This window comes from Paenarthrobacter sp. YIM B13468, assembly GCF_042788025.1.
GTDB classification, from domain to species: Bacteria; Actinomycetota; Actinomycetes; order Actinomycetales; family Micrococcaceae; genus Arthrobacter; species Arthrobacter aromaticivorans.
In genome coordinates this window covers 73,598-96,364 of the sequence record NZ_JBHZPI010000018.1, presented here as the reverse complement: position 1 = coordinate 96,364, position 22,767 = coordinate 73,598, and the positions used below count along the sequence as shown (strand labels likewise).

General features: G+C 61.9%; 17 protein-coding genes. 5 read left to right on the top strand and 12 right to left on the bottom strand.

Annotation, left to right across the window (positions count from 1 at the left end; all coding sequences use genetic code 11):
* The first annotated feature begins 279 nt into the window (after positions 1-279).
* Complete coding sequence (locus tag ACFX4T_RS17175; protein WP_377652856.1) at positions 280-2,316, top strand: DUF6807 family protein; 2,037 nt, start codon at positions 280-282, stop codon at positions 2,314-2,316.
* 17 nt (positions 2,317-2,333) lie between these two features.
* Here the strand turns inward: ACFX4T_RS17175 and ACFX4T_RS17170 are convergent, their stop codons facing one another.
* The 5 genes from ACFX4T_RS17170 to ACFX4T_RS17150 are packed head-to-tail and all read right to left on the bottom strand — an operon-like array spanning position 2,334 to position 7,586.
* Positions 2,334-3,650 (bottom strand): MFS transporter, encoded by a 1,317-nt coding sequence (locus ACFX4T_RS17170; RefSeq protein ID WP_377652854.1) that lies wholly within the window; start codon positions 3,648-3,650, stop codon positions 2,334-2,336.
* Positions 3,651-3,690: 40 nt separating this feature from the next.
* Positions 3,691-4,359 carry a Poxvirus protein I5 gene (locus ACFX4T_RS17165; RefSeq protein WP_377652852.1) on the bottom strand — a complete coding sequence of 223 codons (669 nt, stop codon included), beginning with the start codon at positions 4,357-4,359 and terminating at the stop codon, positions 3,691-3,693.
* A gap of 24 nt (positions 4,360-4,383) precedes the next feature.
* Positions 4,384-5,301: a carbohydrate ABC transporter permease gene (locus ACFX4T_RS17160; protein ID WP_216926824.1), complete on the bottom strand. Its 918-nt coding sequence runs from the start codon at positions 5,299-5,301 to the stop codon at positions 4,384-4,386.
* The gene (locus tag ACFX4T_RS17155) at positions 5,298-6,251 is read right to left on the bottom strand and encodes a carbohydrate ABC transporter permease (protein WP_216926823.1); all 954 of its coding nucleotides are present in this window, start codon (positions 6,249-6,251) and stop codon (positions 5,298-5,300) included. Before ACFX4T_RS17155 ends, ACFX4T_RS17160 begins: the two co-directional genes overlap by 4 nt.
* Positions 6,252-6,299: 48 nt before the next feature.
* A complete protein-coding gene (locus ACFX4T_RS17150; RefSeq protein ID WP_216926822.1) occupies positions 6,300-7,586 on the bottom strand; it encodes an ABC transporter substrate-binding protein in 1,287 nt (428 codons plus the stop codon).
* Between the two features lie 197 nt (positions 7,587-7,783).
* On the opposite strand from ACFX4T_RS17150, the gene ACFX4T_RS17145 reads away from it, so the two are divergent.
* Positions 7,784-9,862 (top strand): beta-galactosidase, encoded by a 2,079-nt coding sequence (locus tag ACFX4T_RS17145; protein WP_377652849.1) that lies wholly within the window; start codon positions 7,784-7,786, stop codon positions 9,860-9,862.
* Between the two features lie 152 nt (positions 9,863-10,014).
* On the opposite strand, the gene ACFX4T_RS17140 is transcribed toward ACFX4T_RS17145, so the two are convergent.
* From ACFX4T_RS17140 to ACFX4T_RS17130, 3 genes are all read right to left on the bottom strand, one after another.
* Complete coding sequence (locus ACFX4T_RS17140) at positions 10,015-11,382, bottom strand: ABC transporter substrate-binding protein (RefSeq protein WP_216926820.1); 1,368 nt, start codon at positions 11,380-11,382, stop codon at positions 10,015-10,017.
* A 143-nt stretch (positions 11,383-11,525) separates the two neighbouring features.
* Positions 11,526-12,458 carry a carbohydrate ABC transporter permease gene (locus ACFX4T_RS17135; protein ID WP_216926819.1) on the bottom strand — a complete coding sequence of 311 codons (933 nt, stop codon included), beginning with the start codon at positions 12,456-12,458 and terminating at the stop codon, positions 11,526-11,528.
* Positions 12,451-13,395, bottom strand: coding sequence for a carbohydrate ABC transporter permease (locus tag ACFX4T_RS17130; RefSeq protein ID WP_216926818.1), 945 nt, complete (start codon positions 13,393-13,395; stop codon positions 12,451-12,453). Before ACFX4T_RS17130 ends, ACFX4T_RS17135 begins: the two co-directional genes overlap by 8 nt.
* A gap of 372 nt (positions 13,396-13,767) precedes the next feature.
* Between ACFX4T_RS17130 and ACFX4T_RS17125 the strand changes: the two genes are divergently transcribed.
* From ACFX4T_RS17125 to ACFX4T_RS17115, 3 genes are read left to right on the top strand one after another with little or no spacing between them, the layout of a single operon-like run.
* Positions 13,768-14,988, top strand: coding sequence for an acetylxylan esterase (locus ACFX4T_RS17125; RefSeq protein ID WP_377652846.1), 1,221 nt, complete (start codon positions 13,768-13,770; stop codon positions 14,986-14,988).
* Positions 14,985-17,057, top strand: a complete 2,073-nt coding sequence (locus ACFX4T_RS17120) for a DUF6807 family protein (RefSeq protein ID WP_377652844.1) — start codon at positions 14,985-14,987, stop codon at positions 17,055-17,057. Before ACFX4T_RS17125 ends, ACFX4T_RS17120 begins: the two co-directional genes overlap by 4 nt.
* Entirely contained in the window at positions 17,054-18,184 is a 1,131-nt protein-coding gene (locus tag ACFX4T_RS17115) for a M24 family metallopeptidase (RefSeq protein ID WP_377652842.1), read from the top strand. Before ACFX4T_RS17120 ends, ACFX4T_RS17115 begins: the two co-directional genes overlap by 4 nt.
* Before the next feature lie 85 nt (positions 18,185-18,269).
* Here ACFX4T_RS17115 and ACFX4T_RS17110 read toward each other — a convergent pair whose 3' ends face one another.
* Genes ACFX4T_RS17110 through ACFX4T_RS17095 form a run of 4 tightly spaced genes read right to left on the bottom strand, consistent with a single transcriptional unit; the run spans position 18,270 to position 22,750 of the window.
* Complete coding sequence (locus ACFX4T_RS17110) at positions 18,270-19,721, bottom strand: aldehyde dehydrogenase (NADP(+)) (RefSeq protein WP_377652840.1); 1,452 nt, start codon at positions 19,719-19,721, stop codon at positions 18,270-18,272.
* Positions 19,702-20,850, bottom strand: coding sequence for a mandelate racemase/muconate lactonizing enzyme family protein (locus ACFX4T_RS17105; RefSeq protein ID WP_377652838.1), 1,149 nt, complete (start codon positions 20,848-20,850; stop codon positions 19,702-19,704). The genes ACFX4T_RS17110 and ACFX4T_RS17105 overlap by 20 nt, the downstream gene beginning before the upstream one ends.
* Complete coding sequence (locus ACFX4T_RS17100) at positions 20,850-21,755, bottom strand: 5-dehydro-4-deoxyglucarate dehydratase (RefSeq protein ID WP_377652836.1); 906 nt, start codon at positions 21,753-21,755, stop codon at positions 20,850-20,852. The genes ACFX4T_RS17105 and ACFX4T_RS17100 overlap by 1 nt, the downstream gene beginning before the upstream one ends.
* Positions 21,752-22,750 carry an NAD-dependent epimerase/dehydratase family protein gene (locus tag ACFX4T_RS17095; RefSeq protein WP_377652835.1) on the bottom strand — a complete coding sequence of 333 codons (999 nt, stop codon included), beginning with the start codon at positions 22,748-22,750 and terminating at the stop codon, positions 21,752-21,754. Before ACFX4T_RS17095 ends, ACFX4T_RS17100 begins: the two co-directional genes overlap by 4 nt.
* Positions 22,751-22,767 lie beyond the last annotated feature (17 nt).

The window sequence follows — 22,767 nt, the reverse complement described above, 5'->3', positions numbered from 1 at the left end:
GTCACCGATCCCAGCCAATCGGGACTTGACCGGGTGCGCCACATCACAAGTAAACGGTTTCACCGCAATCTAGACTGACCGGCCGCGTCCGGTCAAGGTTTGATTTGAATCGTTACATTCAAGGAAGGATCGCGCTACACTTGCAGAACCAGCTATCGGAAAGCGCTTGCCGAGTGTACCTTGCGGGAGATAGCCTGAAGCGCCGGGCCTCTTGAGAAACGCCTTATCGAGCACGCCTTGAGGTAGTCGCCAGCAGTTGCCAGCCAGCAGAGGAGAACCATGGAAACCACTTCCGCCGGGTCCGCCAAAAGTCCCGGCACCCTCAGGACTGCACCGGCAAGGATCGCCCTGGTAGGCGTTCATGGCTTCGGCGCCCATCACCTCCAGAACCTGGAAAGGCTCAGTTCGGAGGGCGTGGTGGATCTCGTTGCAGTCGCAGACCCGAATCCCCCGGCCCCAGGCACGTTGCCGCCTTCCACGGCCGTCCACTCCGATCTGGATGAGCTGCTTGGAGGAGGCCATCAGCCGGACGTGATCATTGTGGCAACTCCGATCCAGACACACGCCCCCTTGGCTCTTTCCGTGCTGGCTTCCTCCGCAGATCTTTATCTCGAAAAGCCTCCGGTCGCTTCCATGAGCGACTTCATCCGGCTCCAGGAGGCAGCCGCAACAGCTGGCCGGAGCGTCCAGATCGGGTTCCAAAGCCTGGGCTCCCATGCACTCACCGCGCTGGAAAAACTGGCCAGCGGGGAGGCTTCGGCAGAACTCCCCAGCATTGGGTCGCTCAAAGGCATTACGGCCACAGGGCGCTGGGTCCGGGACCGCGCATATTACAAACGCTCGAGGTGGGCCGGAAGGCGCAGCCTCGGCGGAGTTGACGTAGTGGACGGCGTCGCCACCAATCCCTTGGCCCACGCGATAGCCACGGCCCTCCGGATAGCCGGGGCCCGGACTGCAAAAGACCTCGCCACCGTGGAGACTGATCTCTACCGGGCCAACGACATCGAGGCAGACGATACCTCGGTGATTCGCATGCGGACAGTGGACGGGCTGCCCATCACGTGCGCCCTGACGCTGTGCGCCACCGAGTCCGTTGAACCCTACGTCACGCTTCATGGGACTGAAGGAACGGCCGTGTTCCACTACACCGAAGACCGGGTGACCGTCCGCACCGAAGCGGGCGAAATGGCGCACACGTTCGGACGTGAAGACCTCACCGAAAACCTGCTCCACCATTTGTCCCACGGCACTGCGCTGCTGAGTCCCTTGGATGAAAGCGGCGCGTTCATGCGCGTCCTTGAGGCCATCCGCACCGCTGACGCGCCGGCACTCATACACTCGCAATACGTGGAATGGGTAGGCGTAGGCGAACAAGCGCATGCCGTGATTCATGGGATAGAAGAAATCCTGGAGCGGGCAGCCCGCGCTCATGCAACCTTCTCCGAGCTCGGGCTTCCCTGGGCGCGGAAGGACGCTACCGCCTCGGGACCACTTTTCGCTCCCCTGCCTGGCTCTCCCACTGCAGTCTTCCGCGCTGGCGACGCCTTGGAGCCAGAGCTTTCGCCGCGGCCCTATCTGCACCCTGTTACGACGCCATCAGGGATCGTAGTGACCGAACATATGCCTGTGGATCACATATGGCATCTCGGTGCCGGGTTCGCCCTTCAGGATGTCAACGGAAACAACTTCTGGGGTGGTCGAAGCTATCGGCGCGCCGCTGGCAAATACATGGATCTGCGGAACCACGGCCGCATCGAGGTCAGTGGCCTGCGCCGCGAAGATGAAAAGACCACGCTTGACCTCCACTGGCTCGCGGCCGACGGCGGTCTCCTCCTCGAAGAGCAACGGAGCTACCGGCGAACGCTTCTGGACCCCGGCACCTGGCGACTCGACATCCAGACGGAACTTACCGCCGTCGTGGATGTCTCACTGGGCAGTCCTGGTTCGCATGGTGCCGCGGGCAGTGGTTATGGCGGCTTCTTCTGGCGCCTCCCCAACAACGGTTCCCCACGCGTCTTCTCCGCCGCTGCGGAAGGTGAGGCTGCTGTGCATGGTTCGGTTGCGCCGTGGCTTGCGTGGACTGGAGAGTTCATCGGCGGCCCGGCCACTTTGGTGTTTGCCGCACCTGCCGAAGCGGCGGACCCGTGGTTTGTTCGCTGCCGTGAGTACCCTGCCGTGGGTTCCGCCCTGGCGTGGGATACCGCGGTGGAACTTGCTGCCGGTACGTCACTCACGCGTACAAACACGGTCTGGATCAGTGACGGAACCCTGGGCGTGGAGGCTATTGAGGAGTTGGTTCGCCGAGATGGCGTTTGATGGCAATGTTTCCCGTCTCAACTGTCATCTCGCGCAGCAACGCGCTGGCGCCACAGGATCGCACCTACCACTGCCGCTGACACCATACCCAGAGCTCCCGTCACCACAAGGCCCGCCCGGACGCCGAATTCTTCCGTGAGCCAGCCGGCGAGCAAGCCTCCCAGGGCGTGCCCACCCAAGAGAAGTGGAAAGTAAAGGGCCAAGACCCTGCCCCTCACGCTTGCACCGGCTTCGAGTTGGACGCTGGTGGCTGCACTGGTGAGGAACATGAGCGTCATGAAGCCAACCACAATGAGCATCACCACGAATGACTCCTGCGTGGGCATCAGAGCAGCGAGTAACTGGGCCAGGCCAAAGAGCCCGGCGCTGGCAACAATGCCCTTGCGCCCAAAGCGCTTGATACGGCTGGCCACCAACGCGCCCACCAAGGCTCCCAAGGCGCTGACCATGTTGAAGAGCCCAAATCCGGCGGGACCGCTGTGCCACACACGGTCAGCGAATGCTGCGAGGACCACGGGACCGTTCATCCCGAATGCTCCCAAGAGGCCGGCCAACAGTATGATGAGAAGAAGCTGCGGCCTGGCACTCACATACTTGAAGCCGGCCAGGATTTGTCCACGCTTACCCCGGGGTGGGCCGTCGGGGTCGTGTGCGTGATGAAGCTCAGCTGGCCGGATAAGAGCGATCATCACCAAAACGGCCAGCCCGATCCCCGCGTTCGTCGCAAACGCAGCGGCTGGGCCAGCTTGGGCAATGAGGACGCCGGCCAAGGCGGGACCGAGCATGGCACCGAGCTGACCTATCGCACTGTTGAGGCCAATCGCCGCCGGTAGTCCGGCATCACCTACTACCTCATTGACGAAGACTTGCCGGGCGGGCCCATCAATGGAGCTGGTAATTCCTAAAGCAATGCAGGAGCCATAGACAACCCACACGTCCGTGCCGCCCATGGCATTCCAAGCAGCTAGTCCAGCGGCCAGCAGTGCAGCTACGGACTGGCACACCATGAGGATTCGGCGCTTCGGAAAGAGATCTACCAGCACACCACTGATGGGACCAACCACCAGCATGGGCAGGAATTGAAGTGCCACAGCCAATCCCACCGCAGCCGGGCTTCCAGTGAGCTGCAGGACAAGCCAGTCCTGGGCGAGTCGTTGCATCCACACACCGCCGCTGCCGACGAGCGACAACGTCACGAAGATCCGGTAATTGTGGTGGCGGAGTGGGTAGTGCCACGCTTCGATGGAGCGGGGCCTTGGCGAGGCGGCGTCTTTGCCGGCGGAGTTCGAGGTCTGGTCAGAGGGACGGCGCGGTGGCAACGGACGCGGTGACACGGGGTGGTCAGCTCGATTCAGCAGGTTGTCGGATGCACTCTCAGATTTGGGTGCGGCTGGCGGCCCTGATCTTGACGGCAGCAGCGGCAAGGATCAGCATGCCCGGAACGATGACGAAGAGCGCCTGCAGCATCCACACAAAAACGACTGCCACGAAAACCGCGGCGAGGAGCAACAGCGAACCGCTCCCATCACGGAACGAATCAGTTTTGGCTTGGGAGTAGGCAAGCCGCCACCGCTGCTGTGGACTTGGAAGATCCACGGACTTCCGGCCGGCGTCGCCTGCCCAGATCACTCCGCCGCTCCAGTTGCCGGCGATCCTGAGCAGGAGCACGGCGGCTGCGGCCGCCAGAATCAAGGTCGCGGGCAGGATCAGTGCCCGCCCGGGCAGTTGCCCCACCAGTGCGAGCAACAGGTTTAGGACAATCACGACGGCGGCTGCCGCCGTCGTGATTCCGATCTTCCAACTGCCGGGAAGCGCGCGGCGGAAGTTGCCCCAAAGGCTCCGAAGGGAATCATCCCTGCCACTGAGGTGCCGTTCAAGATGCGCGACGCCGGCGGCATAGGCGGCTGGCGCCGTTACCAACGGGACGGATAGGAGGAGCACAATGACTCCCGCGAGGATGGTCTCGGAGAAGAGAGCAAATCGGTTGACCGAGATGGCCGGCTTCTCCGAGGAGGACTTTCCTGTTGTGTCCATGACGCTCATTCTGTTCTTCAGCCTTCGTGTCCGTCAGCCCTTGAGGCCCTGTGTTGAAACGCCTTCTACGATGTAGCGCTGGAAAACCAGGAAGAAGACCAACACGGGCAGGAGCGCAAGAACGGACATCGCGATCATCGCTCCATAATCCGAGCTCTGGGTCTGGTCAACGAAGAGCCGCAAAGCCAGAGGCAGAGGGTATTTTTCGGGGGTGTTCAGGTAAAGAAGCGGGCCCAGGAAGTCGTTCCAGCTCCAGATGAAGGAGAAGATCGAGGTCGAGATCAATGCCGGTTTCATGAGCGGGAGCATGATCGAGCCGAAGATGCGGACGTGTCCGGCGCCGTCGATGCGGGCGGCCTCGTCCAGTTCTGCCGGAAGGTTGCGCATGAACTGGACCATCAGGAAGACAAAGAACGCGTCGGCGGCCAGGAATTTACCGATCAACAGCGGCACATAGGTGTCTACCAGGCCAAGCTGCTGGAACACGATGTACTGCGGGATGATCACCACGTGGAACGGGAGCAGCAAGGTGGCAATCATCATGCCGAAGAAGATTCCGCGGCCAGGGAAGTTGATGCGGGCAAAAGCGTACGCTGAGACACTCGCTGAAAGGATGGTGCCGACTACTGCGCCGACGGCCAGAATCAGGGAGTTGGTGAAGAACGTCAGGGTGGACACTCCGCCGATGCCGTCCATGGCCGTGACGAAGTTGTCGAAGCTGAAGTTGTTGGACCATAGCTGGGTGGTGGAACCACCGATTTCGGAGTTCGGTTTGAAGGACGAGGCCACCATCCACAGAGCCGGGTAGAGGACTACCCCTACCAGCGCCAAGGCAACGATGTGGAAGATGATGCTTTTGATGCGCTTGGCCGTGCCCGACTCGGACTTCGGGTTGTACACCGGGGCTGGAGTGGCGGGCGTGGACTGGGTAGGGGTTGCCATTGTTGTCATTTTGAATCACCGCTGTAGTGGACCCAGGACTTGGAGGTCTTGAAGAAGATCAGCGTGATGATGCCGACCACGATCACCAGGAGCCAGGCCATGGCCGAGGCGTAGCCCATCCGGAAGTCGCTGAAACCGCGCAAGTACAGGTAGAGGGTGTAGAAGAGAGTGGAGCCTGCGGGGCCGCCTTCACCATTGGAGATGATGTAGGCAGAGGCGAAGATCTGGAACGCGTGAATGGTTTCCATCAGCAGGTTGAAGAAGATCACCGGGGAAAGCATGGGCCAGGTGATGTTGAAGAACTTACGGACCGGACCGGCGCCGTCCATCGAGGCTGCCTCGTAGAGATCGGCAGGAATCTGCTTGAGCCCGGCCAGGAAAATCACCATCGGAGCGCCGAACTGCCACACCGTCAGAAGGATCATCATGGGCATCGTCATGGATGGATTGCCCACCCAACCGCCGAGGTTGATCCCGAAGAAGGACAGGCCCTCATCCACAGGACCGGAATCGCCGAACATCGCCTTCCAGACGATGGCGATGGAAACACTGGCACCGATCAGGGAGGGAGCGTAGAACGCGGAACGGTAGAACCCCTGTCCCTTTCGCTTGCTGTTCAGCAGCATGGCGATCGCCAGGGCCGCAGCGAGCTTCAAAGGGGTACCGAACACTACATAGCTGAGGGTTACTCCCACGGACTGCAGGAAACGTTCGTCTTGGAAGAGCGTGGCGTAGTTGTCCAGGCCTATCCACTTGGGGGGATCGAAGAGGTTGTAGTTGGTAAAGGAGAGGTACAGCGAGGAAATCATCGGACCCACGGTCAGGGCAATGAATCCGAGCAGCCAAGGAAGCAGGAAGGTGTAGCCGGCGCGGGCGTCCGCCCCTCGCCGCCGCGATGTGCGCTGCTGCAAGGGAGCGGTCGACTGGGAGCGCCTGCTCAGGGTTGGGCTTTGAGTCACGAGATCAGTCCGTCGGTTGGAAAGCCTGGGCCAGACACGAATGTCTGATCAGGCATTCTGCTTGATAAGGTCTTCGGCTTCCTTGAACCAGGCATCTGCAGCACCGTCGATGGTGAGTTTGCCGTAGTTAAGGTCCGAGCTGACGCGCTTGAATGAGGATTCAAGCGTGCCGAAACCGACGATGGGCGGCTCCGGAGCATCCTTGAGGTACTTCTCGATCGACTTTTCGTAGTCCACCACCAGCTTGTCTGTGCCTTCAAAGGTGGTTCCGTCGCGCTGGGTCTTGGACGCAGGAACACCACGGGAGGTCTTGAAGATCTGGCCTACCTCGGGATCGTTGACCATGAAGTCGATGAAACGGGCAGCAGCATCCTTGTATTTGGTCTTGGCGCTGGCCACCATCAGCATGGACGGCTTGAGGAAGAGTCCCAAGTTGTCGGAGTTATCGGAGGGAACCGGCACAAGCTTGAGTTCCTTGGCACCACTATCGCCGAGGTAACCGGCCATGAAGTTGTCCCACGTGACTTCCGTGGCAGTGACGTTTGAGCCGAACGGGGACTTCGGCAGCAGCTGCGTCGTCTTGTCTTCGCCAACGATCGCCGGGGTTCCCCGAAGCTGGGCGGTGGTGTTCCACCACTTCTTGAGGTCGTCCTTGGAGAACCCGAGCTTGCCTTCGTCCGTAAAGGCTTGAATGTTGTTCTGGCGCAGCCAGATGTTGAACATCCACCAGACACCGGTGTAGTCCGTGCCGCCGAACAACGTTCCGTTGCCCTTCTGCCCCACCTCGGCAAGGAAAGAGTTGAACTCCTTGTAGTTCCACGTTCCGTCAGGCTCGGCGATGCCCATGGCCTTGAGCTTGGCGGGATCGTAGTAGACAGCGAACGCATTGGTGCTGGTGGGGATACCGTAAGTTTTTCCACGGATCTGGCCCGAAGGCAGGAGTGACTTGTCGAAGGCATCCGTGTTGATCTTTACCGTGCCCAGGTCCAGTAGTTGGTTCCGCTGGCCATAGTCGCGCAGGTAGGACAGGTCCCACTGCATAACGTCCGGCAGGCCACCACCGGCAGCTTCCGTGGCGCGCTTCTGCCAGTACCCAGCGAAGTCCGTGAAGTTGCCGTTGACCTTGACATCCGGATTCTTGGACTCAAAAAGTGCTATCGCCTTGCGTGTGCGTTCGGCGCGGTCGTCGTTGCCCCACCAGGTGTACGTGATGGTCACGGGATTCTCGGCAGAACCCGTCTTGCTGGACGATGAAGACTGGCCGCAGGCGGACAGGAACGCCGCAGATGCAGTGCCAAGGGCCACCGTGGTGAGGAAATTCCTTCTGTTGATCATGAGAGCCTCCTTGCTCAGTTGGTGCAAGCCTGTTCGGTTCTCCCACAGGGAGAGTGACCTCGCTTACACTCGTTCTGAATCGATACAATATCCTCAATCGGGAATCTGGGCAAGCGTTTTCCAAGATCCTCGCCTAACCTGATAGCAGCCAAGCTCCACAGTTATCCCGCACTGCCGAACCTGACCAAGGAGTCCCTTTGCCCTCCCCTGAACTCTCCCGAGGCCCATCCGAAGGCCCGTCCCAAACCCCCTCGGAAAGCCCGTTCGGAACCCTGTCCGTATGGGACAGCATCAATGGCCTGGCCTACGGCGGCGACTACAACCCTGAGCAATGGCCCGAAGACGTCCGCCGTGAAGATATCGAGCTGATGAAGGAAGCGGGGGTCAATTTCCTGAGCGTCGCCATCTTCTCCTGGGGCCTGCTGGAACCGGTGGAAGGCCAGTACGATTTCGGCTGGCTGGACGACGTCATGGACAACCTCCACCAAGCCGGCATCAAAGTGGCATTGGCTACGGCCACCGCATCACCGCCGGCCTGGCTGGCCAGGAAACACCCCGAAATCCTTCCTGTGACAGCGGAAGGAACAAGGCTGGAACGCGGCTCGCGACGGCACTACACGCCATCGTCCTCGGTGTACCGCAGGTACGCAACCACGATGACCAGGGTCATCGCCGAACGCTACAAGAACCACCCTGCGCTGGCATTGTGGCATGTGGACAATGAGCTCGGCTGCCATGTTGGCGAGTTCCACGGTGAAGAAGACGCTGCCGCATTCCGAGCCTGGCTGGAACGCCGGTACGGATCCATCGAAGCCCTCAACGACGCATGGGGAACCGCGTTCTGGTCCCAGCACTACGCTTCGTTCGAGGAAATCATCCCGCCCGGTGCCGCACCCACCACCCTCAACCCCGGACAGCAACTGGACTTTGCACGGTTCAACTCGTGGGCGTTCATCGATTACTACCGCGCCCTACTGGCAGTAATCCGTGAAGTTACACCGAACGTCCCGGCCACCACCAACTTCATGGTTTCCAGCGCTACCAAAACCTTGGACTACTTCGATTGGTCCAAGGACATGGACGTGATCGCGAACGACCATTACCTGGTGGCTGCCGATCCTGAGCGGGAAATCGAACTCGCCTTCAGCGCTGACCTCACGCGCGGCGTGGCCCTGGGCAAACCGTGGATCCTAATGGAACACTCCACATCGGCGGTCAACTGGCAGCCCCATAACCAGCCAAAGATGCCCGGGGAAATGCTCCGCAACTCCCTGGCCCATGTTGCCCGCGGCGCCGACGCCGTCATGTTCTTCCAGTGGCGCCAGAGCAAGGCTGGATCTGAAAAATTCCACTCAGCCATGGTTCCGCACGGCGGACGCGACACCCACGTCTGGCGCAACGTGGTGGAGCTCGGCGATGCCCTGTCCAAGATGGAATCCGTGAAGGGTTCCCGCGTGGAGTCGAGGGTTGCTTTCGTCTTTGACTACGAAGCATGGTGGGCCTCCGAGCTGGACTCGCACCCAAGCCAGGACCTGAAGTACCTGGATACCATGCGGGCTTTCCACCGATCTCTGTACCTGCGTGGTGTCAGTACGGACTTCGTCCGCCCCTCCGCCGACCTCTCCGGCTACGATCTCATTCTGGTCTGCACCCTCTACGCCGTCACGGATTCCGCGGCCGCCTCTATCGCCGCCGCAGCAGAAGGCGGTGCAACGGTCCTCATCAGCTACTTCAGCGGCATCGTGGATGAGCAGGACCACGTTCGGTTGGGTGGCTACCCGGGAGCTTTCCGCGAATTACTGGGAATCCGAACCGAGGAATTCCATCCGCTCTTCCCTGGCAGCACAGTCACCCTCAGCGATGGAACAGTTGGTTCCGTGTGGAGCGAGCACGTTCACGTGGCTGAATCTGCCGGCGCACCAGCCGAGGTCCTGGCTACCTTTACGGACTACCCGCTCGACGGCGTCCCCGCCGTCACGCGCAGACCCACCGGGGCAGGGGCGGCTTGGTACCTTGCGACACTACCCGACGCCGACGGCATCGATTCACTCACTGCCCGTCTGCTGGAGGAAGCTGGGGTGACGGCCGTTGCCGAGGCTTCTGCCGGCGTCGAACTCGCCCGGCGGCGATCCGCGGATGGCAGTAGCTTCCTCTTCGCCATCAACCACAGCCGCGCGGACGTGACGGTGAAGGCCGACGGCGACGAGCTGCTGAGCGGGGCGCGCTTCAGCGGTGTGGTCCCCGCCGGAGCCGTGGCAGTTATCGCGGAAGACTAACCCGCCCAACTGGGTAGCAGCAGTGCGCGTTTAGACCCCTCAAAACGCGCACTTCTGCTACCCAGTTGGGTGCGCGCGCAAAACCGCGCCCCGGGCGGATCACGAATGATTCGCCCGGGGCGCGGTTCTCTTGGTGAGTTGCTTCCGGAAAGCTAGGCTCCGATCGCGGACTTCATCTCGTCCACGGCCTTCTTACCGGCTTCCTCTGTGGAGAGCCTGTTGAACAGGACTTCCGAGGAGTAGCGCTTGATGATTTCCTGGATGGCACCTGCGCCCTTCGGCGGTGCGGCCGGGGCTTCGCCGAGTTCGGGCTGGATCTCGCTGATGAAGTTGACCACCTTGGTGTCCGGGGCCGCAAGCTTGGGAGCGATTGCTTCGCGGACGTCCGAGTTGGGGTAAACGCCCCGGTCAGCCAGCAGAATTTCTCCGGCCTTGACGTTGTTCGTCAGGAAGTCGATGAACTTAGCCGTCTCTTCAGGGTGCTTGGTCCTGGAGGATGCAGACCAGAACTGGGAAGCCTTGTACCAAAGCTGCGTATCAGCAGCCTTGCCAGTCTTGGACGGGAAGCGGAGGATCTGCAGTTCGCCGCCCGCAGCTTTCTCGAGCGCCGGCAACTGGTTGGACCACCAGAACGCCATGCCGTTCTTGCCGGTTGCCAGGCCACTCTGATCCAGTGGCGCAGCTTCGGCCTCAACAATCTCCGATGCCGACGGAACGGCCTTCTTCTCGCTGAGTTCCTTCAGGAAGTCCCAGTAGCCCGCGATGTCCGAGGGTTCGAAGCCAAGCTTGCCATCCTGGGTGTAAAGGGACTTGCCGTTCTGGCGCAGCCACACACCCAGGGACGCCTCGTCGGTGCCGTATGCAGCAGCGCCATAGGTTCCCTTCGGCGACTTGCTGGTGACCTCAGCCGCGATGCGTTCGAAGTCTTCCCACGTCCAGGTCTTGTCGTCCGGAAGTGCGACGCCCGCAGCCTTGAAGACCGCCGGGTTGGCCAGGATGGTGGCAGCGTTGATGCCAGCTGCAATGCCAGTGAGCCCCTTGGAACCCTTGCCGGCATTCAACGCGGCTTCGTCCATCTTGGAGGTGTCGATCTTATACTTGGACAAGTCCAGGAGCGCCCCACGAGTGGAGTACTCGGTGATGTACTTTTCGTCCATCTGGATGATATCCGGAGCATCGTTGGCAGCAACTTGAGTGGCCAGTTTGTCCCAGTAGCCGCTCCAGTCGCCATACTCGGCCTTGATCTTGATGTTGGGGTTCTCGGCCTCAAAAGCCGCGATGGCTTGCTGCGTCAATTGCGCACGCTTGTCGCCACCCCACCAGGAGAAGCGGAGCTCCACCTTGCCGTCGGCACTCTTTTGTTCTGCTCCGCCGCCACAAGCGCTCAGCGCCAGAACGGCTGCAGCTGTGGCAGCGATAATGGCCGAGGCGCGAAGCCGCCGCTTGGACCGCGCGGCCGTTGCGCGGGCTTTGGAAGCACCTGCAGGGGCGATTCCTTCACCCTTTGGAAATACCGGCACTGTTGTCTCCGATCCTCTTTGATCTTGATGCGAATGAGAAAGCGTTTTCTTGCGTGAATTTTATGCTACAAGCCACAATCTTGTATTACAAGATCTCAGCTTGTATAACTTGTCGGGCGAAAGCCCTGGGACTCCCAACTGTCCTATTTGATGCCGGTAGTTGCGATGCCCTTGATGAGGAACCGCTGGCCGAACAGGAAGACAAGGAAGACGGGGAACAGGGACACGATGGACATCGCGAAGAGTGATCCCCAGCTGGTGGCAGACTGCGAGTCAACGAAAGCGCGAAGCGCTACGGGGACAGTAAACATGTCCGGATCAGTCAGGTAGATGAGTGCACCGAAGAAGTCGTTCCACGTCCAGATGAATGTGAAGATCGTGGTGGTGGCGAGGGCCGGAACCATCAAAGGCAGAATGACCCGGAGGAAAATCCTCGGATGCCCGGCGCCGTCAATGCGGGCAGCCTCATCCAATTCCTTCGGAATGCCACGGATGAACTGCACCATGAGGAACACAAAGAACGCGTCCGTTGCCAGGAGCTTCGGCACGATCAGCGGCCAGAACGTGTTCACCCAACCGATCTGCGAAAACAGGATGTACTGCGGCACGATCACAACATGGAAGGGCAGCATGATGGTCAGCAGCATGATTCCGAAGAACAGCTTTTTGCCGCTGAACTGCAGCCGGGCGAAGGCATAGGCGGCCATGGAGCACGAGATCAGGTTTCCGACGATCGAGCCGAGTACGACGATCGCAGAGTTGATCATGTAATGCCCGAAGGGGTGCGTCAGCGCAGACCAGCCATCGGTGTAATTGCTCATTTCCAGGTTGTTCAGCCAAAGGCCGGGTTCGCGGAAAATGAGGTCATTGGGCCGCAGCGAGGAAACAACCATCCATAGCAGCGGATAGATCATGATCCCGCCAACCAGGATCAGGATGGCGTGCTTGATGAGTCCTTTGATGCGGGCGTTGCGGCTGAAGGCCAGGTTTCCTGGCGATTCGCGGCGGCGCGGGCTTTTGCTGGTCTTGCTGCTTTGGCCCTCAGCTGCGGGCGGCAGGGTCTGGATTTTAGTCATCGTAGAACACCCAATACTTTGAAGCGATGAAGTTGATGGCAGTGAAGGCGCCGATAATGACCAGCAGGAACCAGGCCATCGCCGAGGCGTAGCCCATATCGAACTGACCGAAGCCCTTCTGGTACAGATACAGCGTGAAGAACATGGTGGAGTCGGACGGTCCGCCGTTTCCGCCGGAGACGATAAACGCCTGCGTGAACGACTGGAACGAACCAATGATTTGCAGCACCAGGTTGAAGAAGATGATGGGGCTCAGCATCGGCAGCGTGATCCGCCAGAACTTCTGCAAAGTGGTGGCGCCGTCAACTTCGGCGGCCTCGTAGTACATGTTCGGGATCTGGCGCAGGCCCGCCAGGAAGATGATCATCGGGCTGCCGAATGTCCAGACGTGCAGCAGGATGATGGAGCCGAGCGCCGTGTTTGGATCCGAGATCCATCCAGGCCCCTGGATGCCGATCATGGCGAGGACCTGGTTCACCAGGCCGGTGGTGCCGAAGATCTGCTTCCAAAGAATCGCGACAGCCACAGATCCGCCCAGCAGCGACGGCAAATAGAAGATGGAACGGTAGAACGGAAGGCCACGAAGCCCTTTGTCCAGGACCAGCGCGATCACCAGGGCCACAGCCAGCTGGAGCGGCACCCCTACCAGCACATATGTGAAGGTAACGCGCAAGGAATTATGGAGTCGGGCATCGCCGAACATGCGGACGAAGTTGTCGATTCCCACCCACTGCGGTGGTTGCAGAAGGTTGTAGTCCGTAAAGGACAGGTACAACGACATCAGCATCGGACCCACGGTGATGACCACGAGGCCGATCAGCCACGGAAGCAGGAAAACATAGGCGGCCTTGTTGTCGCGACCGTTCGCTTTCTTCTCCTCCTTGGTCATGGGCCCCTTGCGGCGGGTCATTGTGGAGAGTTCGCCGATGGCGCTCATCGCTTCCCTCCTGCCTGACCGCGAACGCCTTTCGGCGTCCCCGTATGTTCATAAGCGGCCATGTGGTCTCCTTTGGTCATCGTGGCCATCCACGGAGTACGAGTGTGGTTGATGCTTGCCTTCCGGGACGCCGCCGTTCACTCGGCGGTACCCCTTGACTCGCCGGGATGTGGATCCTGGTGATCAGCGGCTCCGTACCAAAGTAAACGCTTTCTTGACCCATGTACAGCCTTTTGCTAATTTTTGAGAAAGCGTTTTCTGAGGAAGTCGCCAATACCCGATTTACACGCCGAAGAAGCCCGGCGTGCGCTTTCGCACATCATCCGCACCGAAAAGGCAGGACACCATTGTTCCCCAAGCACGGCGACTGCCATGACCACTGCTGACATGGCAGGAATGCCCATCCGCCCCAGCGCTCTTGGCCGCTACGAGGATTGGCCCGCTTACGCCGCCCGGCATCACTTCGCGGCAACCTCTCCGAGTGCCCAGCAGCTGGTGGACACGCTCGGGGTCCCTGCCACTGCGCCGGTTACTGAATACAGGGTGGAAACCCAAACAGAGGACGACGGCGTCATCACCTCCCGCTTGTCCTGGCAGCTTGGTTTCGGACCAAGGACCTCGGCCTGGTTCGTGCGGCCAGCCCGCTCCACTGGCCCCCTGCCCGGGGTACTGGCACTTCACTGCCATGGTGGGATCAAATCCCATGGCGCGGAGCGGCTGGTCTTACTTCCACGAGAAGAAGACAACGACGCCGGGGCCACCACTGCAACTGGCTTCGGTCCTGTACCGGTCCAATTGCGGGAAAAGCTCTACGGCGGGCGGCACTGGGCTACATGGCTTGCCCAGCAGGGTTTCGCCGTCCTGGCACACGACGCCTTCATGTGGGGCAGTCGCGGCTTTGGCCTGGAAACCCAGCCTCGGCGGACGGCCCAGGCCGTCAACGGCCAGCAGGCACTGTGGCGGGAGGCCGGCGTCGAGCCTTCCCCGGCGGATCTTTACAACGCAGCAGCGTCCAATCATGAAGAAACCGTGGCGAAAGCCGCAACGCTCCTTGGCACCAGCATCGCCGGGACGGTGGCGCATGACGACCTCACGGCGCTAGGCATCCTGGCGTCCCTCCCCGGAGTCGATCCGGAACGCCTTGGATGCACCGGATTTTCAGGTGGAGGCGGCCGGGCCATGGTGCTCGCCGCCCTCAGTCCACTGATCCGCAGCTATGTGGTCACGTGCATGATGACCACCTTCGCGTCCCTCCTCCCTGCCTACCTCGATGCCCATTCCTGGTTGCTCCACTCCCATGGCCTGTCAAGGCTGGGAGATTGGCCCGATCTGGTAATGCGTTCAACTGCCGGCGCTGTCCTGGTCCAGTACGCACTAGCCGACCAGCTGTTTCCGGAAGCAGGAATGCGCGACGCCGATGCCCACCTTTCGGAGCGGATGCCGGCTGGGCGGTACACAGGCAGCTTTTGGCCCGAGCCGCATGTTTTTTCCACCGGCATGCAGGACGAGGCGGCAGCTTTCCTCTCCTCCAACCTCCAGGCCAATGAAGCCCGTCGTCTCCCCGCAACTGATCCCGCTAGGACAGCACTATGACTTTGCCTTCAACGGCCCCCCACACAATCGTGGGCATTCACAACCAACTGCCACGAGTAGCACTCGTGGGCGTTCACGGATTCGGCGAACGACACCTTGAAAACCTCCATCGGCTCAGTTCCGCCGGAATGCTTGAACTAGTGGCTGTTGCCGATCCACGGCCACCGGCCCAAGGCCAGTTGCCTCCTGATGTGGGCGTCTACAGTTCCTTGGAGGAGCTGCTGGCTGCGGGAAGCGCCCCCGACGTCGTGATCATTTCCACTCCTATCCAAACCCACGCCCCGCTCGCCCTCACCGCTTTGAGGGCAGGCGCCAACGTTTATCTCGAGAAGCCTCCCGTGGCTTCCATGGCGCAGTACGAAAGCGTCCTCGCAGCGTCGGCGAGCGCCGGTCGGATTGTTCAAGTCGGTTTCCAGAGCCTTGGTTCGCATGCCCTTCCCGCCATAGAAAAGCTTGTGGCATCGGGTGAGATCGGCGAGGTCCGCGGCATCAGCGCGACGGGCCAGTGGCTCCGGACAAAGGGGTACTTCAAGCGCTCCCGCTGGGCCGGTAAGCGAAGCCTGAACGGTACGGATGTGGTGGACGGCGTCGCGACGAACGCCTTGGCACACGCAGTGGCTACCGGGCTGCGGCTCGCAGGTGCCAGGAGCGTTGCCGACGTCGAATTGGTCGAAGCCGACCTTTACCGGGCGAATGACACCGAAAGCGATGACACTTCCGTGATCAGGGTCCGGACGGCGACAGGCACCGTGCTGACCTGCGGGCTGACGTTGTGCGCGCCTGTGCAATCAGCGCCATCGGTGACCATCTACGGCACGCTCGGGCAGATCACGCTTTCCTACACCGAAGACAGCCTGGAGATCACTACTCCGGACGGGATCCGGAATGAGGCTTTCGGTCGGACGGACCTGTTGGAAAACCTCCTTTCAGCACGGACGGAACAGGATCTGCTCAGCCCATTGACTAGAGCCGGCGCCTACATGTCCGTGTTGGAAGCGGTCCGAACCTCGGACGCACCCCGGCTCATCCATCCGGACCATGTGACGTGGCTGGGCGAAGGCGACGACGCCCATGCCGTGGTACGGGACATCGAGTCGTGGATCCACCGCGCCACCCTGGGCCAAGCAACGTTCGCGGAACTCGGGGCGCCGTGGGTTGAAAAAGCTGCGGTTACCGATGGAGCAGCCAAGCCAGAGCTGAAGGTCAACGGCAGAGCCGTCGCCACTATGCAGGACGGCTCACGCATCCGGCCAACCTCCTCGCCGCGCCCGTACCTCCACCCCGTCCGCACCCTTGCCGGCACGATCGTAAGTGACCACATTCCGGAGGACCATGTGTGGCACCTTGGGGCAGGCGTCGCCATCCAGGACGTGGACGGTATCAATTTCTGGGGTGGCCGGACCTACACGCGCGACGCCGGTGCGTACGTCTGGCGCAAGGACCACGGCCGCGTGGTCCTTGAGTCCGCGGAACATAGGGATGGACAGCGGAACGAGCTATTGAGCTGGGCGGGCCCTGACGGTTCCCCTGTCCTCCGCGAACAGCGCGAGTGGCGCTGGGGCGCCGTCGGAAATTCCGTCTGGCAATTGACGCTGCACTTCACGCTCGAATCCGCCACGGGACGCCCGGTGCTGCTGGGCAGCCCCGGTTCCAACGGACGGTCGCAGGGCGGTTATGGTGGCTTCTTCTGGCGGCTGCCCAGGGTCAGTGACGCGACCATTTGGACCCCTGAGTCGCGCGGGGAAGATGCCGTCCATGGCAGCGTCGCGCCTTGGCTGGCTTGGTCAGGAACTTTCGACGCCGGAACGGGCGGCGGCCATAGTGCGGGCGATCCGGGCTTGGGCCATCCGGCCACGCTCGTCTTCCTGGCTTCCCCCCAAGCAGCGGACCCCTGGTTCGTTCGGCACTCGGGCTATCCGGGTGTGGGGCTGTCCTTGGCGTGGGAGTCGCCGGTGCCCGCAGAACCCGGTAACCCTGTGCATCGCACCGTCAGGGTGCTCATCGCTGACGGCTTCCTAGCCACTCAAGACATTGAACAGCTCATCGCAACCCAGGGGGACCCAGCATGACCGCTCCGACTCAATCTGCAGTAACGCCGGACGCCGCACGGACATCCGGCGCTGCGTCCCCGGCCCCCGGCAATGCCGCCGACCGTGTGGTGAAGCGCCGCCGCATAATGGACATCCTGGACCGTTCGGGTCGAGATTCGCTTCTGCTCACGAGCAACACGGCACTCACCTGGTATCTGGACGGCAGTCGTGTCCATATCAGCCTGGCAGGGGATCCCATCGCCGCCCTCCTGGTGAATCGAGCCGGAGATCATCTTGTGACGTTCAACAACGAAGCCGGCAGGATCGAGGCAGAGGAACTTCCCCAGGGCGTCAACCTGCACAGTATTCCGTGGCACGGCCAACTGCATGCATCTGCGGCCGGGCTGGCCGACGACGGAAACCCTCTGATGGAAGCCGCTGTCGCGGGGGAATTACGGGCAGCGCGACAACAACTCCTGCCCGCAGAAACAGCTCGCTATGCCCAATTGTCCGCAGATGCCGCCAAGGCGATGACCGACGTCCTCACGGCAGCAACGCCCGGGACAACCGAATTTGAGCTTGTCTCGGACTTGGCAGCCCGGATTGTGGCAGTGGGCGCCGAGCCCCTTGTCCTGCTCTGCAGCGGTGCTTCCAGAAGCGGTTTCCGCCACCCGCTGGCAACGCATGCTCCCATCGGTCGCAGGGCAATGGCCGTGGTTTGCGCCCGCCGTCATGGCTTGGTGGCCAACGTGACCCGTTGGGTAGCGTTCGACGCCGGCACTCCACAGGAGCTCGACGCCGAAGCACGCATCACAGCGGTTGAAGCGGACATCTTCCGGGCCACCGTGCCGGGTGCCAAGCTCAATGAGGTGTTCGCCGCTATCCAGGATGCCTATGTGCGCCACCGGTTTGGTCCCGATCAATGGACCCTGCATCATCAGGGTGGTCCAGCAGGTTATGCCGGCCGTGATCCGCGGGTCACCGCGGACGTGACGGACAGGATCGTCCTCGACCAGCCGTTCACGTGGAACCCCTCCGGACCGGGCGTGAAAATCGAAGACACCGTGCTGCTCACAGAAGGTGGAGTTAAGGTGCTGACCGTCGACGAGCGCTGGCCGACGACGGAAGTGGACGGCCGCCGTCGTCCGATCACCCTGCGGCTGTAACGCGTAACCAACCACAAAACGCCAAGGGCGGGGTCACCATCACGGTGACCCCGCCCTTCGCGTACTGCAATCCTGCTTGGCGCCCTTAGCCCAGGGTTAGCACGCCGTCCACCCGGCGCGGGATGCCCAACGGGTTCGCCTCGCGCAGGGCAGGGTGCAGGATGTTCTCCGGAGCGTCCTGGTAAGCCACAGGACGCTGGAAGCGGCGAACCGCGGTAGCGCCCACTGAGGTGAACAGCGATGTCGTGGCGGGGTACGGTCCTCCGTGCTGCTGCGACCAGTTCACTGCAACGCCAGTGGGCCAACCGTCGAACAACACGCGACCTGCAAGCTCACTCAGCTGCTCCACAAGCGCTGAAACGTCCTCCCCTGGCTGCGCGTGCACGGTGCCGGTGAGGCTGCCTGGAACCTTGGCGAGGGCCTGTGACAGCTCTTCCTCATTGGCGTACTCAATGAGGAGCGTGGTGGGGCCGAAGCACTCTTCCAGCAACTCATCAGGACGCTCCAGCACGTTGGCGGCGCTTGTCGAGAACACCACCGGAGCTGCGCCGTCGGCCAGGCTGTCCTGATCCACTGTGCCGCTCACCACAGCAACACCCGGCTGCTCCGCGACGCTGCGCAGGCCGTAAGGGTAGGCCTCCGCGATCCGCTCAGTCAGCATGGCCGCGGTCGGCTTGTCCTTGCTCGCCTCTGCCACCTGGGCAGCAAAGTCGGTGCCTGCGGGGATGAAAACGAGTCCGGGCTTTGTGCAGAACTGCCCCGCTCCCTGGGTGAACGAACCAGCCAAGCCAGCAGCAAGTTCCTTAGCGCGCTCGGCCAAAGCACCATTAGTGATGACCACCGGGTTCAGGCTGCCCAGTTCGCCATAGAAGGGGATCGGTTCCGGGCGGGACGTTGCGAGGTCGAACAGTGCGCGGCCGCCGGGGATGGAACCGGTGAAGCCCACAGCCTTGATGGCGGGATCCTGCACCAATGCGGTACCTGCCTCGCGTCCGCTCACGAGGGCGAAGATGCCGTCCGGAGCTCCGGTCTTGGCCAAGGCTTCGGTCGCGATCTCGGCAGTCCGCTCGGACAGGCGTAGATGGCCGGAATGTGCTTTGACGATCACCGGGCAACCGACAGCGAGCGCCGATGCGGTGTCGCCACCGGCCACCGAGAACGCGAACGGGAAGTTCGACGCCGAGAACACGGCCACGGGTCCAATCGGACGCAGGATGCGGCGCAGGTCAGGCTTGGGCGGCGTGGCGGCAGGATCGGCGTGATCGATCACGGCCTCCAAGTACGAGCCCTCGGTGATCACCTTCGCGAACAGCCGGAGTTGGCCGCTCGTCCGGGCCACCTCACCTGTGAGCCGAACCGTACCAAGGCTGGTTTCGGAGTCAGCTATGGCCACCAGTTCCGTCACGTTGGCGTCCAGGGCGTCGGCGACGGCCGTCAGCCAGGCTGCGCGCTCGGCGTCGGACGCTGCGGCGGTCACCTTGAAGGCTGCGGCGGCAGCCCCCGTCACCGCGGTCAGGTCAAGAGTTGCTGTACTCAATGTGGTTTCCTTTACTCTCAGGGGCGGAGCTCTTAGCGGCGGAGCTCTCGCGTGCGGCCGGCTTTTGGGCAAAGTCGAAGCCAAGGCCGGGACGGCTTGCCGAGATGAGCCTGCTGTTGCGGATTCGGATGGGAGAGGGCTCGGCGAGGATGCCGAGCTGCTCGAAGGAAGCGTCCTCCACTTCTTCCACGCTCACGGCCTCGGCCAAGGTGAGCGCCAACTGTCCGGAGAGTTCCGGAAGAAGGTGCGGAGCCACCCTGATGCTGTTCGCGCGGGCCAACTCCACGATCCTGCGGAACGGCGTAATGCCGCCCACCCGGACAATGTTGGGCTGGATGATATCCACGGCTTCTGCTTCGATGAAGTCGCGAAAACGGTAGATAGTGTGGACGTTCTCGCCAAGCGCGATCGGCACCGGAGAATGTTTACGCAGACGCCGGTAGGCCCACAAATCGTCAGCACGGATTGGTTCTTCAAGCCATTCCAATCCGTACTCCCCCAAAACATCCAAGGCGCGGAAGGTGTGCGCCAGGTCCCAGCGTTGGTTGGCATCAATCAGGAGCAGGCGGTCCGGGCCAATGACCTGCCGGACCGCGGCAACCCGTTCAGCGTCTTCGCGTAGCTCAGGCTTTCCCACCTTGATCTTCACAGCCTTATGGCCACCGGCAACCCAGCGCTGTGCCTGCTCCACGAGCTGTTCCAAGGAGTAGTGCAGGTTCACGCCCGAGCCATAGACCTCCACTGATTCCTGGCGTTGACCCAGGAGAGCAGTGACGGAGGTGGCGGCCTGACGGGCTTTAAGGTCCCACAGCGCGAGGTCCACACCGGCCATGGCGATAGTGGTCAGGCCTCCCCCACCTGCCTCGTGCAGACGCTTCCAGAGTTGGTCCCACACCGCTTCGGGATTCGGCTCCAACCCAAGGATGAAGGGGGCGATGTCGTATTCCAGAAGTGCTTTGACTGCCTGGGGACCAATAGTAGGTGTCCACGAGAAACCGTGGCCCACGCCGCCGTCGTCAGTACTCAGTTCGGTGACGATCACGTGGTTCTCGGGAGCCTCAGCCCCCCAGCTACGCAGCAACGGAACCGTGATCAAACGCGTGGTGAGGCCGGTAATGCGCGCTGTCATCAGCTGAGCGCCAACTCGTGGCCCTTGGCCAGGATCGACTTCAGCTCCAGCAGCTGTTCCTCCGTGGGGTCCACCAGCGGCGGGCGGACAGGGCCTACCGGCAACCCTGCCAATCGCAGCCCGGCCTTGATGAGAGAAACGCCGAAGCCGGGAGTCTGGTCCCGAAGCCTTACGAGGGGAGCATAGAAGCCCTCAAGCAGGGCGTTCCGACGGTCCTCATCACCAGAGACGTATGCGTCGTAGTAGGCCTTCGCGATCTCCGGAGCCATGGCAAAGGCGGCCGAGGAGTAGAGCGGGATCCCGAGGCCGCGGTAAGCACCCTGGGTCAGCTCTGCCGTGAGGAGTCCATTGAAAAGTGCGAAGTCGGTTCGGCCGCTAGCGTTGATGGCGGATACGATTTCCTGCGCCAGGCCGACGTCCCCGATCCCATCCTTGAAGCCGATGACTTTCGGGTTCGCGGTGAGGCGGGTCATGGCTGCGGCAGTGAACTTAGCCGTGCCACGGTGATAAACGATCACGGGCAGGCTGCTGGCGTCGGCGATGGCCTCGACGTAAGCAACGACGCCGTCTGTTGGCCCTGTAACGAGGTACGGCGGGAGAACCAGCAGGGCGTCGGCGCCTGCCTCCTCGGCAACCTTGGCGGCAGCAAGGGCGTGGCCCAACGGGCCGCCGGCGCCTGCGACTACCGGGACGGCACCAGCAACAGCTTCGACGGCGGCAGCCACCACGGTGCGGATCTCATCCAGGGAGAGGGCGTGGAATTCACCCGTGCCGCACGCGGGAAACACACCTCCAGGTCCGAAAGGAAGGCGTGAAGTGATGTGCTCCTTCAGGAGGGCTACGTCCACCGAACCGTCTTCGGCAAAGGGTGTGACGGGGAAAAACAGTACGCCGTCGAAGTTCATGGTGTCTCCTTGGTTGCTCCCGCCGGGACCAGGCCGGCAGGATTCTCGTCGTCGAGTAGTACTTGGTCTGATGCTGCTGAATCTGGGCCTTCGTACGGCGGCGTAAGTTCGGTTCGCCAACTGCGCTTGGGCTCCCAGCCAAGGAGGTCACGCGCTTTCCCGATGGAGAACGCGGGGCTGGTACCGGACAGGTGTTCGGTAAGCGGGCCGCTGCCCGGCAAAAAACGCGGGAACAGCTCAGCGAGCGGAGCAGTGGCCAAGGCATCCTTCGCTCCGACGAAGAAGACCTGCCCGTTGGGGATTGCATCCATCTTCTCCAGCAGCACGTCCAGGAAGTCGGCCACGTCCCTGGCATCGACATAGTTGAACAGCGCCGGGGCTGAAAGTGCCGGATCGGCAAGGCGTTCGCGGACAGTGTGTCCTTGCTGTGTTGGCGCGCCTTGCCACTCCTCCGGGGAGATGACAAAGCAGGGCCGGAATGCCGCATAGCGGATCTTGTCCCCCTGCGCCGCCGCAAACATCTGCACTGTTTGCTCGGCGATCAGCTTGGACAGCGCGTAAGCATTCCAGGGCTTGGGCGGCGTCTGCTCGTCCAACGGGAACGACGGCGGCAGCCAACCTGCGGGTGAGCCGTAGCCCAGGGCGGTGGGGCTGCTTGCCGTAATAATCTTCGGAATACCCGCATCAGTGGCTGCACTGATGACCGCGTAGGCGAGCCGGGTATTGGTACTGAAGATGACTTCCTCAGGAGCGCTGAAAGGTACGGCGATAGCAGCGAGGTGGATGACGGCGTCGGGGTTTGTTTCCCGGAGGAGCCGCTCCGCTTCTCCCGGGGCCAAAAGGTCCGCCGTGTGCTGCACTGCGCCAGTGGGCAACTGCTCCGCCGGGATGGCGTCGCGATCAACCGAGACCACCTCGTGGCCCGCCTGGGCAAGGCCGGCAACGACGCTGCGGCCTAGCCGGCCGGAACCGCCGGTGACGAAAATCCTGCTCATGGTGTTGTCCTTGTGTA